Genomic DNA, 14,472 nt, shown 5'->3' on the forward strand with positions numbered 1-14,472 from the left:
AGTCTTTTTAGTTTTAGCAGCTGCCGTTAATACGAATCAATTGCATTGGCTAAGACGAGACGCGCGACGGATGACTATCGAGTAAAAATAAATCGGCTCAGTTGAGAATGACCAGTGCAGGCAGTTCATGCAGCTGGGAAGAGGTGATATGCGCGAGCGACCGGACCACGTCCATTGGATTGTCCAGACGGTAATTTCCGGTCACCGCAACGCTGTCCAGTTTGCTGTTGGTGTTGACGATCCAGCCGGGGTAATAGCGTCGCAACTCGGCGAGGACTTCACCCATCGGGCAGTTATCGAACACCAGACGACCTTGAATCCAGGCCAGATCCTTGCCCGGATCAAGCTTCTGGCGATGACTGAAACCTTCAGGCCCCACCCGGATGCTGTCACCTCCTGCAAGCTTCACTGCGTCGTTGCCTTGCGGAGCGCGCACATCCAGTGCCCCGCGTTGTACCTGAATCTGCGCAATGCCATCCAGGTAGCGCACCGCAAAGGCGCTGTCATTGGTGCGCATGCTCACCGCGCCCGCCTGTACCTCCAGTGGCTGACCCTGGCTGACCGGTACTTCGAAGAAGGCTTCGCCTTGCAGCAATTTGGCGACCCGGCTCTTGCCGGTCACATCACTGGAAAATGCCGAGTTGGTGTTGAGCAGCACCTTGGAGCCGTCATCGAGTTGCAGTCGCTGACGTTCACCGACCACCGTCAAGTGATCAGCCTGCAGGCGAAGACCCAGGTTACTGAAACTGAACACGCCGATCAGCAGCATCGCGGCAGTTGCCACAGGTATCCAGCGGGAGCGCAGGCGGCGCCAGCGTGATGGCTGACTGGCGTTCAATTCGACTGCCGCCAGGGCAACCGGTTTTGAGTGCCAGATCGCCTGAACCTTGGCAAACGCCTCCCGGTGGGCAGAGTCGGCCGCCAGCCAGGCCTGAAAACGGGCTTGCTGTTGCGCGTCACTGCCATCCAGCTCAATCAGCCAGGTCAAGGCTTGATCCATCACGCTGTCGCTCAACACCTCTTCAGCGATGGTGCGCGCGCGATGGAGGTCAGGGTCCTTCACGGGAAGTCCTCGGTTATTCTTGTGTGTCGTCGGCCGATGCCGGATTTGCCGCAGACTGCTGGAACGCTCAAGGGTGGTCAAGCCTTGTTGCAACCGCCACACAGATCGCCATGATCAATTTCAGCTCCTTCTGCACGGTGCTTGCGGACACGCCGAGTTGCTCAGCGATTTCCACATAACTGAGACCCCGGAGGCGGCTCAGGCTGAAAATCTGCTGTTGGCGAGGTGTCAGGGTAGCGATGCTTTTACTGAGCACTTCGACCATTCGCCTGGCGTGGATTGCGTCTTCCAGCGACGTCGTCGAGGCGCTGACGTTTTCCATGTCGGCAGTGGTTGCGTCCTCGGCCAACAAGCGTTCCCGCACGCGCCGGGCGCGCAAATGGTCCAGTGCCAGGTTACGGGCGGTCTGAAAAATGAACGGCTCAAGGTGCTCGATGGCGCGATTTCTCAACGCGCCAGTCACGCGCAGATAGGTTTCCTGAAGCAGGTCTTCTGCGGTGCTGTGATTGCTGACAATCCGCTGCAGGGTGCGCAGCAGAATAGGTCTGTGAGAGACGAATACTTCGTTTAAACGCGATTGACTCACCGGGGGAGTACTCGACCGAGAAAAGCAGCAGATGATAATGCTTCTCATCCGCTTGTTCGGTCAAGGGGTGTTCGCTGTTGTTGTCTGTAGGAAAGGTGCGGTGTGAACTTCCTGTGGGAGCAGAGCTTGCTCGCGATAAAGCTGAACGCGGTCCAAAGTGAAGCGCGTCCAGCCTTATCGCGAGCAAGCTCTGCTCCCACAGGATTGCATTTCAGTTCAGGAATGATGATTCTTCAAACTGAAAGTTTTACTCCGCGTTATGCAGCGCCAGGCAGTTGTCCAGCATACGGTTGGAGAACGCCCATTCGTTGTCATACCACGCCAGGACTTTCAGCAACTTGCCGCTGACCTTGGTGTGACTGGCATCGAAAATCGACGACAGCGGGTTGTGGTTGAAATCGTGAGAAACCAGCGGCAGCGTGTTGTAACCCAGCACCTTCGAATGCTGGCTGGCTTCTTTCATCAACGCATTGACGTCGGCAGCGGTGGTGTCCCGCGTCAGTTGCACGGTCAGGTCTACAAGCGACACATTGATCACCGGAACGCGAACGGCCATGCCCGTCAGTTTGCCCGCCAGTTCCGGCAGTACCAGACCCACGGCTTCGGCAGCACCGGTCTTGCTCGGGATCATCGACTGAGTGGCCGAGCGCGCGCGGTACGGATCAGTGTGATAGACATCGATCAGATTCTGATCGTTGGTGTAAGCGTGGATAGTGGTCATCAGGCCGCTTTCGATGCCCAGTTCACGGTGCAGCACTTGCGCCACCGGAGCCAAGCAGTTGGTCGTGCAGGATGCGCTGGAAATGATTTGATGAGATTTACGCAGCGTGTCGTGGTTAACGCCATAGACGATGGTCGCGTCGGCACCTTGAGCCGGGGCCGAGATAATCACCTTGCGAGCACCGGCAGTCAGGTGTGCAGCGGCTTTGTCGCGGCTGGTGAACAGACCGGTGCATTCGAACACCACGTCAATGTCTTGTGCCTTCCACGGCAGTTCGGCAGGGTTGCGAATGGCGCTGACCGCAATACGGTCACCATTGACCGTCAGGCTCTCGCTGTCACACTCGACCGTGCCGGAAAAAGGCCCGTGAACCGTGTCGAAACGCAGCAGGTGAGCGTTCATCTCACTGTCGCCCAAATCATTGATGGCGACGACCTGCAGGTCCTGGCGGTAGCCTTGGGTATACAGTGCGCGTAGGACGTTGCGGCCGATGCGGCCAAAACCATTGATTGCGATACGAAGAGTCATACAGCCGTCCTTTCTGAATTTGTTGTTGGAATTACAAGATTATTCGCATAGAAATAGAAAACAAGCCTTTTTAGTGGCAATATTTTGTTTTATCTACAACGAGAAGCCTGTAAGGCCAAAACAGTTGATCGAGATCAAGCTTTTACAGATAAGGCCTGTGCCTCGAAATCTGCAAGGTCTGAAACGGGTGACCACATACGTTAGCCTGGAGTTCAGCACATGCATCCCCGCATCCTTGAAGTAACCGAGCGGCTGATAGCCCGTAGTCACGAAACCCGGCAGCGCTATCTGCAACTGATTCGAGGCGCCGCCAGCGACGGCCCGATGCGCGGCAAGCTGCAGTGCGCCAACTTTGCTCATGGCGTTGCAGCCTGTGGTCCTGAAGACAAAAACACGCTACGCATGATGAACGCCGCTAACGTTGCCATCGTGTCCTCCTACAATGACATGCTCTCGGCGCATCAGCCGTACGAGCACTTCCCGAATCAGATCAAACAGGCTTTACGTGACATTGGTTCGGTCGGTCAGTTTGCCGGTGGCGTGCCGGCCATGTGTGACGGTGTGACCCAGGGCGAGCCTGGCATGGAGATTGGTATCGCGAGCCGCGAAGTCATTGCCATGTCCACCGCCGTAGCGTTGTCCCACAACATGTTCGACGCCGCCTTGATGCTGGGTGTCTGCGACAAGATCGTGCCGGGCCTGATGATGGGCGCGTTGCGTTTTGGCCACTTGCCGATGATTTTCATTCCGGGCGGGCCGATGGTTTCCGGTATTTCCAACAAGGAAAAAGCCGACGTCCGTCAACGCTATGCCGAAGGCAAGGCTACCCGTGAAGAGTTGCTGGACTCCGAGATGAAGTCCTATCACGGCCCGGGCACCTGCACCTTCTACGGCACCGCCAACACCAACCAATTGCTGATGGAAGTCATGGGCCTGCATTTGCCTGGCTCGTCATTCATCAATCCGTACACCCCGTTGCGTGATGCGCTGACCGTCGAGGCCGCACAGCAAGTCACGCGCATGACCATGCAAAGCGGCAACTTCATGCCCATCGGCGAAATCGTCGACGAGCGTTCGCTGGTCAACTCGATTGTCGCGTTGCACGCCACGGGCGGTTCCACCAATCACACCCTGCACATGCCTGCCATTGCTCAAGCCGCAGGTATTCAACTGACCTGGCAGGACATGGCCGACTTGTCCGAAGTCGTACCGACCCTGACCCACGTCTATCCGAACGGCAAAGCCGATATCAACCACTTCCAGGCCGCGGGCGGCATGTCGTTCCTGATTCGTGAGTTGCTGGAAGCCGGTCTGCTCCATGAAGACGTCAACACGGTGCTGGGTCGCGGCCTGAGCCGATATACCCAGGAGCCATTCCTGGAAGACGGCAAGCTGGTATGGCGCGAAGGCCCGATCGAAAGCCTTGATGAAAATATCCTGCGCCCTGTCGCCAAAGCGTTCTCCCCTGAGGGCGGTCTGCGGGTGATGGAAGGCAATCTGGGACGCGGTGTGATGAAGGTTTCGGCCGTCGCCCTGGAGCATCAAATTGTTCAGGCCCCGGCAAAAGTCTTTCACGATCAGCAGGACCTGGCGGATGCGTTCAAGGCTGGCGAGCTGGAATGTGATTTCGTGGCTGTCATGCGCTTTCAGGGGCCGCGCTCCAACGGCATGCCTGAGCTACACAAAATGACACCATTTCTGGGTGTCCTGCAGGACCGGGGTTTCAAGGTTGCGCTGGTCACCGACGGACGCATGTCCGGCGCCTCGGGCAAGATCCCGGCTGCCATTCACGTCTGCCCTGAAGCCTACAGTGGTGGCCCTTTGGCACTTGTGCAGGATGGCGATATTATCCGTGTGGATGGCGTAAAAGGGACCTTGCAAGTTTTGGTCGAACCGGCAGAATTGGCCGCCAGAGAACCCGCTGTGGGCCATCTGGACAATGCGGTCGGCTGCGGTCGCGAACTGTTCGGTTTCATGCGCATGGCCTTCAGCTCCGCCGAGCAGGGCGCCAGCGCCTTTACCTCGAGTCTGGAGACGCTTAAGTGAAGTTGGCCCTGGTCGGTGATATTGGCGGTACCAATGCACGTTTTGCCATTTGGGAAGACGACAAGCTGCATTCGATCCGGGTATTCCCGACCATCGACTACGCCAGTCCGGAGAAGGCCGTTGAGGTCTATCTTCAGGATCTGGAGCTGCAACGGGGTGACGTCGGCTCGGTCTGTCTGGCGGTTGCCGGGCCTGTGGACGGCGACGAATTCGAGTTCACCAACAGCCACTGGAAACTCAGCAAGTCGGCGTTTTCCGCGAAGCTGAAAATTGATGATTTGCTGTTGATCAACGACTTCAGCGCCATGGCGCTGGGCATGACGCGTCTGGCTGACGATGAATACCTGACGGTCTGTCACGGCATCAGCGAGCCGGACCGTCCGCGTGTCGTAGTGGGACCCGGAACGGGTCTTGGTGTCGGCACCTTGCTCAGTGTTGGCGTCAATCACTGGATGGCCTTGCCGGGCGAGGGTGGTCATACCGACTTGCCTATCGGCAATGCGCGCGAAGCCATGTTGTGGATGCGGCTGATGGCTGAACATGAACATGTCAGTGCGGAAACCGTACTCAGTGGCGCAGGTCTTCTGGGGTTGTATCAGGTCAGTTGCGCGCTGGATGACATCGAGCCGGTGCTCAAGTCTCCGGCGGCTATTACCTCGGCAGCCGTCGCTGGCGATCCGGTTGCGGCGGCGGTACTGGAGCAATTCTGTGTCTTCCTCGGGCGCGTGGCAGGCAACAATGTGCTCACCGTCGGCGGTCGCGGCGGGGTATATATCGTCGGCGGCGTGGTGCCGCGCTTTATAGAATTCTTCATGAACAGCGGTTTCAAGCGCGCTTTCGCCGAGAAGGGCGTGATGAGCGATTACTTCAAGGGCATCCCGGTCTGGCTGGTGACCGCCGAGTATCCAGGCCTGATGGGTGCCGGTGTTGCGTTGCAGCAGGCATTTGGCGAAGGGCGCGCGGTAGAACTGTAGTTTTTGAAATTCGATCGGGCGCCTGATTTCTAAAATTTGGCATCCAATCCCATGTGGGAGCGGTGCTTGCCCGCGATAAGGTCCGCGCGATTCAAGATCATGGCGCCCTCATCGCGGGCAAGCACCGCTCCCACAGTTCAGGATGTGAGTAAGATTTCAGCTTCACCCCTAACAATAACGATCCATAGCAACAAGGACGATCCCAGTGAGCTCAGTCAGTAAATCGATCCTGCTGGTCGATGACGACCAGGAGATTCGTGAGTTGCTGCAAACCTACCTGAGCCGCTCCGGTTTTCAGGTACGTGCCGTCGGCGATGGTGCGGGCTTTCGTCAGGCGTTCAATGACGAGCCCGGCGACCTGCTGATTCTCGACGTGATGCTGCCTGACGAAGACGGCTTCAGCCTCTGCCGTTGGGTGCGTCAACATGTTCGCCATCCTCATGTGCCCATCATCATGCTTACCGCCAGTTCCGATGAAGCAGACCGCGTCATCGGTCTGGAACTGGGCGCGGATGATTACCTCGGCAAACCCTTCAGCCCACGAGAGCTGGTTGCGCGTATCAAAGCCCTGTTGCGCCGTGCGCAGTTCGGACAAGAGCGCGTCGGCGGTGACGTGCTGACCTTCGATGAGTGGCGGCTGGACATGGTCAGCCACCGGCTGTTCCACAGCGACGGAGAGGAAGTGATCCTGTCCGGTGCCGACTTTGCGCTGCTCAAGCTGTTCCTCGATAACCCGCAACAGATCCTCGACCGCGACACCATCGGCAACGCCACCCGTGGCCGCGAACTGATGCCGCTGGAGCGTATCGTCGACATGGCGGTCAGTCGTCTGCGTCAGCGCCTGCGCGATACCGGCAAGTCGCCGCGCTTGATCCGGACCGTGCGCGGCAGTGGTTATCTGTTGGCTGCCAATGTGATGTGCCAAGCCAGCAGTGGTTACTGAGTGTTGATCTACGATGCGCCAAAACGCTCGTTGCCGCTGCCGCGTTCCCTCCTCGGGCGCATGCTGCTACTGACCCTGCTCGCGGTGTTGCTGGCTCAGGCGTTATCCAGTGTGATCTGGCTGTCGCAACTGCGTGCCACGCAAATGGAGGGTCTGGTCACCAGTGCGCGCAGTCTTGCGCACTCCATGGCCGCCAGCGTCAGTTACTTCCGTTCCTTGCCGTTGGCGTATCGCCCGTTGGTGCTCGACCAGCTGCGCAGTATGGGCGGCACGCGCTTTGTCGTGTCCCTCAATGATCGCCCGCTGGACATGAAAGTGCTGGATGCCACGCCACGCAAACAGGCGGTGCTGACGGCAGTCGACGAGGTGCTGCGTCAGCATCTGGGTAATGATCCGGCCATCGCAGTATGGTTTGTGCGGCCTGAAGACTTGCGCATCTTCAACAGCGGGCTGACCCTCGATGAGCTGCCGCGCTCCTGGGCACATTACGCACTCACTCTGGAGCCTGTGAACCCGCCCGTGCTGGTGACGCAAATCGAGCTGGCGGCGGGAGAGTGGTTGTATATCGCGTCGCTGCTGCCAGAGCCTTACACCACCCTCGAAGAACAGGACCTGCCGCTGCAGCAGGTCTGGTTCATCCTGCTCACCAGCGGTTTTCTATTGTTGTTCATTGGGCTGTTGGTGCATTGGCAGAGTCGGCCGCTCAAGCGTCTGGCGCTGGCTGCGCGGGACATGTCCCTGGGAGCGGACGTCGAGCCGGATGTCGAAGGGGGTGCCAGTGAAGTGGTAGAAGTCAGCAGGGCGTTCAGCGCCATGCGTACTCGCATCAGCCGTTATCTGACCGAGCGTGGTCAGTTGTTCAGCGCTATCTCCCATGACCTGCGCACACCGATCACCCGTTTGCGTCTGCGCGTCGAGCTGCTTGAGGACGAAGCCCTGCAAGCCAAATTCACCCGCGATCTTGATGAGCTGGAGTTGTTGGTCAAAGGCGCGCTGCAATGCGTCAAGGACACTGACATTCACGAAAACATCGAGGCTGTGGACCTTAACCATGTGCTCGATTGCCTGGTTGAGCCTTACCTGGCGCCTCATGGCAATGGCAACGCCACGCAGGAGGGCAAGGCACTTGGGCCTTACCCCGGCAAACCGCTGGCCCTCAAGCGCTGTATCGGCAACCTGATCGACAACGCTCTCAAGTACGGCACCAAAGCTCACCTCAAGATCGAGGACAACCTCCAGGCCTTCGTCCTGCACGTGGACGATGAAGGGCCGGGCGTACCCGAGCAACGCCTTGAACGGGTCTTCGAACCGCACTTCCGGCTCGCGGGCAATCAACAGCAAGGTTACGGTCTGGGTCTGGGCATCGCCCGTAATATCGCCCACAGCCACGGCGGCGAAGTCAGCCTGCAGAATTTGCGCGGTGGTGGACTACGGGTGACGTTGTATTTGCCTAGAACCACAGAATAACTGACGACGTTGGACCCACATAGGGAGATTTCACCGTGTTCGGGAATGTAACCATCCTGTGACCATCGCGCGTCCCTTCGTTACTGTTCTTTCAAAACCCTTGGTTAGACTCCATGCAGCGCAAGCACAGACTTGCTCATGCATAACAACAAGAAAGGTTAAATCGATGAATTCAATCTCCCGCCTCGCAGCTGTCATCTCTGTTGCCTCGTTGTTCCCTCTGAGTGCTATTGCCGCTGATTCGAAGGGCACCGTGGAAGTCGTCCACTGGTGGACTTCCGGTGGTGAAAAAGCGGCTGTGGATGTGCTCAGGGCTCAGGTTGAGAAAGACGGCTTCACATGGAAGGACGGCGCAGTCGCCGGTGGCGGTGGCGCTACGGCGATGACGGTGCTCAAGAGCCGTGCCGTAGCAGGTAATCCGCCTGGCGTTGCCCAGATCAAAGGTCCTGATATTCAGGAGTGGGCGTCTACCGGCTTGCTGGACACCGATGTTCTCAAGGACGTGGCCAAGGAAGAGAAGTGGGACAGCCTGCTGGACAAGAAAGTCTCCGACACCGTCAAGTATGACGGCGATTATGTGGCCGTGCCGGTCAACATTCACCGCGTCAACTGGCTGTGGATCAACCCGGAAGTCTTCAAGAAAGCCGGTATTGAGAAAAACCCTACAACCCTCGAAGAATTCTACGCTGCTGGCGACAAGCTGAAAAAAGCCGGCTTCATCCCTCTGGCCCACGGTGGCCAACCATGGCAGGACAGCACCGTGTTCGAAGCGGTCGTGCTGTCGGTGATGGGCGCGGATGGCTACAAGAAAGCACTGGTGGATCTTGATAACGGCGCGCTGACCGGGCCTGAAATGGTCAAGGCCCTGACCGAACTGAAGAAAGTCGCAACTTACATGGACGTTGACGGCAAAGGTCAGGACTGGAACCTGGAAGCAAGCAAGGTCATCAACGGCAAAGCCGGTATGCAGATCATGGGTGACTGGGCCAAGAGCGAGTGGACCGCGGCCAAGAAAGTCGCCGGCAAAGACTACGAGTGCGTAGCGTTCCCGGGTACTGAAAAAGCCTTCACCTACAACATCGACTCACTGGCCGTCTTCAAGCAGAAAGACGCCGGTACGGCGGCTGGTCAGCAGGACATCGCCAAAGTTGTGCTGGGTGAAAACTTCCAGAAAGTCTTCAGCATCAACAAAGGCTCGATCCCGGTTCGTAACGACATGCTCAGCGACATGGGCAAGTACGGTTTCGATTCCTGTGCGCAAACCGCTGCCAAGGACTTCCTGACTGACGCCAAATCCGGCGGTCTGCAACCAAGCATGGCGCACAACATGGCGACCACGCTGGCTGTTCAGGGCGCGTTCTTTGATGTCATCACCAACTACATCAATGACCCGAAAGCTGACCCGGCTGATGCTGCGAAGAAACTCGGTTCTGCTGTCAAGGCAGCCAAGTAATTCGTTTGCGCAGGCGCTAAAACCACCCAGTCGCAGTCCGTGTTCATGACATCGTATTCCGGTGTCGGGCACGCCTGCGGACTGGAAATGATTTGTTCAATGTGAGTGATTCGATGAGCTCTGTCGCTGCCCTCAGCAAAGCCTCGCCGCTTGATGCGCTGCAACGCTGGCTGCCCAAGTTGGTGCTGGCGCCGAGCATGTTCATCGTGCTGGTCGGTTTTTACGGTTACATCCTCTGGACATTCGTCCTGTCGTTCACCACCTCGACTTTTTTGCCCAGCTACAAGTGGGCCGGTCTATCGCAATACGTGCGCCTGTACGAGAGCGACCGCTGGTGGGTGGCCAGCAAGAACTTAATGGTCTTCGGTGGCATGTTCATCGCGATCAGCCTGGCAATCGGCGTGCTGCTGGCGGTGTTTCTTGATCAGCGCATTCGTCGTGAAGGCTTTATCCGCACCATTTATCTGTACCCGATGGCGCTGTCGATGATCGTGACCGGCACCGCCTGGAAGTGGCTGCTCAACCCGGGCATGGGCCTGGACAAAATGCTCCGGGACTGGGGCTGGGAAGGCTTCCGCCTGGACTGGCTGGTAGACCCGGATCGCGTCGTTTACTGCCTGGTGATCGCCGCTGTGTGGCAGTCGTCGGGGTTCATCATGGCGATGTTTCTCGCAGGGCTGCGTGGCGTTGACCAGTCGATCATCCGTGCCGCACAAATCGACGGCGCGAGCATGCCGAAAATCTACTGGAAAGTGGTGCTGCCAAGCCTGCGTCCGGTGTTCTTCAGTTCGGTGATGATCCTTGCCCACATAGCGATCAAGAGCTTCGATCTGGTGGCGGCGATGACGGCTGGCGGACCGGGCTACTCCTCGGACCTGCCTGCGATGTTCATGTACTCGTTCACCTTCAGCCGTGGCCAGATGGGCATGGGTTCGGCCAGTGCGATCCTGATGCTCGGCGCGATCCTGGCGATTCTGGTGCCTTACCTGTATTCCGAGCTGAGGACCAAGCGCAATGACTAGTCATGTCGGCAAACCCGCCCTCAGCTTCGGTCGTATCGCTATTTATGCGGTGTTGATCCTCGCTTGCTTTCTGTATCTCGTACCGCTGGTGGTCATGTTGCTCACCAGCTTCAAAACACCTGAAGACATCGGCACCGGCAACCTGCTGAGCTGGCCGACCGTGGTCACCGGGATTGGCTGGATCAAGGCCTGGGGGACGCTGGATGGCTACTTCTGGAACTCGATCAAGATCACCGTGCCGGCCGTTCTGATTTCCACGGCCATCGGTGCGCTTAACGGTTACGTGCTGTCGATGTGGCGTTTTCGCGGTTCGCAGCTGTTCTTTGGCCTGTTGCTGTTTGGCTGCTTCCTGCCGTTTCAAACGGTCTTGCTGCCAGCGTCCTTCACGCTGGGCAAGATGGGACTGGCCAGCACCACCACCGGTCTGGTGTTCGTCCACGTGGTTTACGGTCTGGCGTTTACCACGCTGTTCTTCCGTAACTACTACGTGAGCATCCCGGATGCGCTGGTCAAGGCTGCACGGCTGGATGGCGCGGGCTTCTTCACGATCTTCGGCAAGATCATTCTGCCGATGTCGACGCCGATCATCATGGTCTGCCTGATCTGGCAGTTCACCCAGATCTGGAACGACTTCCTCTTCGGTGTGGTGTTCTCCAGTGGTGATTCGCAGCCCATTACCGTGGCGCTGAACAACCTGGTCAACACCAGCACCGGTGCCAAGGAATACAACGTTGATATGGCGGCCGCGATGATCGCCGGGCTGCCAACTCTGCTGGTGTACATCGTCGCCGGCAAGTATTTCGTGCGTGGGCTAACGGCCGGCGCAGTCAAGGGGTAAACATGGCAACGCTCGAATTACGTAACGTAAACAAGACCTACGGCGCGGGCCTTCCGGACACGCTGAAGAATATCGAACTGCAGATCAAGGATGGCGAATTCCTGATTCTTGTGGGTCCGTCGGGCTGCGGTAAGTCAACCCTGATGAACTGCATTGCGGGGCTGGAAAACATCAGTGCCGGGTCGATTCTGATCGACGACGCCGATGTCAGCGGCATGAGCCCGAAGGATCGCGACATCGCCATGGTGTTTCAGTCCTACGCGCTGTACCCGACCATGAGCGTGCGCGAAAACATCGAGTTCGGCCTGAAGATTCGCAAGATGAGCGCAGCGGCCATCGACGAGGAAGTCACCCGTGTGGCCAAGCTGCTGCAGATCGAACACCTGCTCAATCGCAAACCGGGACAGTTGTCCGGTGGCCAGCAGCAGCGTGTTGCGATGGGCCGGGCGTTGGCGCGGCGGCCGAAGATTTACCTGTTCGACGAGCCGCTGTCCAACCTCGACGCCAAGCTGCGGGTCGAGATGCGGACCGAAATGAAGCTGATGCACCAACGCCTGAAAACCACCACCGTTTACGTGACCCACGATCAGATCGAAGCGATGACCCTGGGCGACAAAGTGGCGGTCATGAAGGACGGCATCATTCAGCAGTTCGGCACGCCCAAGCAGATTTACAACGATCCGGCCAACCTGTTTGTGGCGAGCTTCATAGGTTCGCCGCCGATGAACTTCATTCCTCTGCGCCTGCAACGCAAGGAAGGGCGTCTGATCGCATTGCTTGATAGCGGTCAGGCGCGCTGCGAATTGCCATTGGGTATGACCGATGCCGGTCTGGAAGACCGCGAAGTGATCCTGGGTCTGCGCCCTGAGCAGATCGTGCTCGCGCCTTCGGAGGCCAATGGTTTGCCGACCATTCGGGCTGAAGTTCAGGTCACTGAGCCAACGGGTCCGGACACCTTGGTATTCGTCACTCTTAATCAAAGCAAGGTCTGCTGCCGCCTGGCACCGGACGTCGCGCCACAGGTGGGCGAAAGCCTGACGCTGCAATTCGACCCCGCCAAGGTGCTGCTTTTTGATGCCGCGACCGGCGAGCGCCTTGGGGTGCTTGCCAGCCAGCCGGTTGTCGAGCGTGCGGGGAATGTCACCCAGATCAACCGTAACTGACCGGGCACTGCTGGCCGGGCGCTCACTGCCATAAGCGCGTCCAGCCAGCGAACACGAAGTAGTCGATGTCAATGCCGTAGAAGCTAATAACAATAAAATGAGGATCCAAGGGATGAAGAAGCTACGTAATAAATCGCTAAATCACTTCCAGCGTATCGGTGGTTTGTCCGTATTGAGTGCGCTGGTTTTCTCCAGTGCGGCCTACGCTATCGAGCCCTACAACCCCAACGGGCATATGACCGGAGACTGGGGTGGTTTGCGCAAAGAGCTGTATGACAAGGGTTATGATTTCTCGCTCGAATACGTTGGTGAGATGGGGTCCAACGTTCACGGCGGCTACAACACAGACAAAACGGCACGCTACAGCGATCAGTTCGCCCTCGGCGTCAACATTGACCTGCAGAAGGCTTTCGGCTGGAACGATGCCGAGTTCAAGCTGGCAATCACCGAACGTAGCGGCAAGAACATCTCCAATGACCGTCTCGGCGATCCGCGTGTCGGCACCCTGAGTTCCTCTCAGGAAGTCTGGGGTCGTGGTCAGACCTGGCGCCTGACGCAAATGTGGGTCAAACAGAAATTCCTCGACGGCAAGCTCGACATCAAAGCCGGTCGCATGGGCGAGGGTGAGGACTTCGGCAGCTTCCCTTGCGACTTCCAGAACCTGACGTTCTGCGGCACCCAGGCTGCGAACTACGTGGACACCTGGTACAACTGGCCCGTCAGCCAGTGGGCTCTGCGTGTGAAGTACAACATCACACCTGAGGTGTACGCGCAGATTGGTGTTTACGAGCAGAACCCGTCTTATCTGGAAACCGGTAATGGCTTCAAGCTGAGTGGCAGCGGTTCCAAAGGTACCTTGGTGCCGGTTGAAGTGGTGTGGTCGCCGACCGTCAATTCGCTGCCTGGCGAATACCGTCTGGGCTACTACTTCAGCAGCCCGAGCGCCGACGACCGTTATGAGGACGTCAATGGCCAGCCTCAGGGGCTGACCGGCGCGGCATTCAAGTCGCGTAACGAAAAGACTGGCTGGTGGGTTGTGGCACAACAACAGGTCAGTACCTTCGGTGGCGATCCGTCCCGAGGCCTGAGTCTGTTTGCCAACGCCACCGTGCATGACAAGGACACCAACTTCGTCGACAACTTCCTGCAAGTCGGCATGGTCTTCAAAGGACCTTTCGATGCGCGTCCGAAGGATGACATCGGTATTGGTGTTTCGCGTATCCACGTCAACGATAACGTCTCTGATCGTGCCCGCCAGATCAATGCCGTCAACGGTGTCGATGATTACGACAACCCGGCTTACCTGCCTATCCAGAAGAGCGAGTACAACTCCGAGATCTACTACGGTGTGCACGTAACTGACTGGCTGACCGTTCGTCCCAACCTGCAGTACATCAAACACCCGGGTGGTGTTGATCAGGTTGATGACGCGCTGGTTGCGGGTATCAAGCTGCAGACCAAGTTCTAAACGCTCAAGGGTCGTGTGTGCTTTACGGGCAGCCTGGCTGCCCGTTTTTTTTGAGTGGCAGATATGAAGTATCTGATTGAAATGCATACCCCTGTGGGAGTGGTCCCGGTATCCCTGACACCTCGCTGTCGCGCAGCAAACGGGTGACCTGTAGGAGCCAACTTGTTGGCGAGACGTCGGACCCGCATCGTCAGAAATTC

12 protein-coding genes are annotated in these 14,472 nt (G+C 57.9%); 9 read left to right on the forward strand and 3 right to left on the reverse strand.

The genetic code is table 11. The features are described 5' to 3' along the window. Positions 1-97 precede the first annotated feature (97 nt). The 3 genes from RX972_RS14195 to gap form a co-directional block, all read right to left on the reverse strand. The gene (locus RX972_RS14195) at positions 98-1,063 is read right to left on the reverse strand and encodes a FecR family protein (protein ID WP_410478233.1); all 966 of its coding nucleotides are present in this window, start codon (positions 1,061-1,063) and stop codon (positions 98-100) included. 67 nt (positions 1,064-1,130) lie between these two features. Next, the gene (locus RX972_RS14200) at positions 1,131-1,649 is read right to left on the reverse strand and encodes a sigma-70 family RNA polymerase sigma factor (protein WP_316876177.1); all 519 of its coding nucleotides are present in this window, start codon (positions 1,647-1,649) and stop codon (positions 1,131-1,133) included. 247 nt (positions 1,650-1,896) lie between these two features. Next, positions 1,897-2,898, reverse strand: coding sequence for a type I glyceraldehyde-3-phosphate dehydrogenase (gene gap, locus RX972_RS14205; protein ID WP_099267566.1), 1,002 nt, complete (start codon positions 2,896-2,898; stop codon positions 1,897-1,899). A gap of 219 nt (positions 2,899-3,117) precedes the next feature. Here gap and edd point away from each other — a divergent pair, with 219 nt between their 5' ends. From edd to RX972_RS14250, 9 genes are all read left to right on the forward strand, one after another. Continuing rightward, on the forward strand, positions 3,118-4,944 hold the full coding sequence (gene edd, locus RX972_RS14210; RefSeq protein ID WP_099267567.1) for a phosphogluconate dehydratase: 1,827 nt from the start codon (positions 3,118-3,120) through the stop codon (positions 4,942-4,944). Further along, the gene (locus RX972_RS14215; RefSeq protein ID WP_099267568.1) at positions 4,941-5,918 is read left to right on the forward strand and encodes a glucokinase; all 978 of its coding nucleotides are present in this window, start codon (positions 4,941-4,943) and stop codon (positions 5,916-5,918) included. The genes edd and RX972_RS14215 overlap by 4 nt, the downstream gene beginning before the upstream one ends. A 205-nt stretch (positions 5,919-6,123) precedes the next feature. Next, entirely contained in the window at positions 6,124-6,861 is a 738-nt protein-coding gene (locus RX972_RS14220; protein WP_027898728.1) for a response regulator, read from the forward strand. Positions 6,862-6,921: 60 nt separating this feature from the next. Beyond that, a complete protein-coding gene (locus RX972_RS14225) occupies positions 6,922-8,328 on the forward strand; it encodes an ATP-binding protein (RefSeq protein WP_316876190.1) in 1,407 nt (468 codons plus the stop codon). 166 nt (positions 8,329-8,494) lie between these two features. Next, on the forward strand, positions 8,495-9,781 hold the full coding sequence (locus RX972_RS14230) for an ABC transporter substrate-binding protein (protein ID WP_231666077.1): 1,287 nt from the start codon (positions 8,495-8,497) through the stop codon (positions 9,779-9,781). Between the two features lie 113 nt (positions 9,782-9,894). Next, on the forward strand, positions 9,895-10,803 hold the full coding sequence (locus RX972_RS14235; protein WP_027898725.1) for a carbohydrate ABC transporter permease: 909 nt from the start codon (positions 9,895-9,897) through the stop codon (positions 10,801-10,803). Then, positions 10,796-11,641, forward strand: coding sequence for a carbohydrate ABC transporter permease (locus tag RX972_RS14240; protein ID WP_027898724.1), 846 nt, complete (start codon positions 10,796-10,798; stop codon positions 11,639-11,641). Before RX972_RS14235 ends, RX972_RS14240 begins: the two co-directional genes overlap by 8 nt. Positions 11,642-11,643: 2 nt before the next feature. After that, positions 11,644-12,804, forward strand: a complete 1,161-nt coding sequence (locus RX972_RS14245) for an ABC transporter ATP-binding protein (RefSeq protein ID WP_099267570.1) — start codon at positions 11,644-11,646, stop codon at positions 12,802-12,804. 112 nt (positions 12,805-12,916) lie between these two features. Next, positions 12,917-14,272: a carbohydrate porin gene (locus RX972_RS14250; RefSeq protein ID WP_027898722.1), complete on the forward strand. Its 1,356-nt coding sequence runs from the start codon at positions 12,917-12,919 to the stop codon at positions 14,270-14,272. The last annotated feature ends 200 nt before the right edge of the window (positions 14,273-14,472 follow it).

The sequence above is a fragment of the Pseudomonas syringae group sp. J309-1 genome (genome assembly GCF_032582135.1).
In the GTDB taxonomy this organism is placed as follows: domain Bacteria; phylum Pseudomonadota; class Gammaproteobacteria; order Pseudomonadales; family Pseudomonadaceae; genus Aquipseudomonas; species Aquipseudomonas quasicaspiana.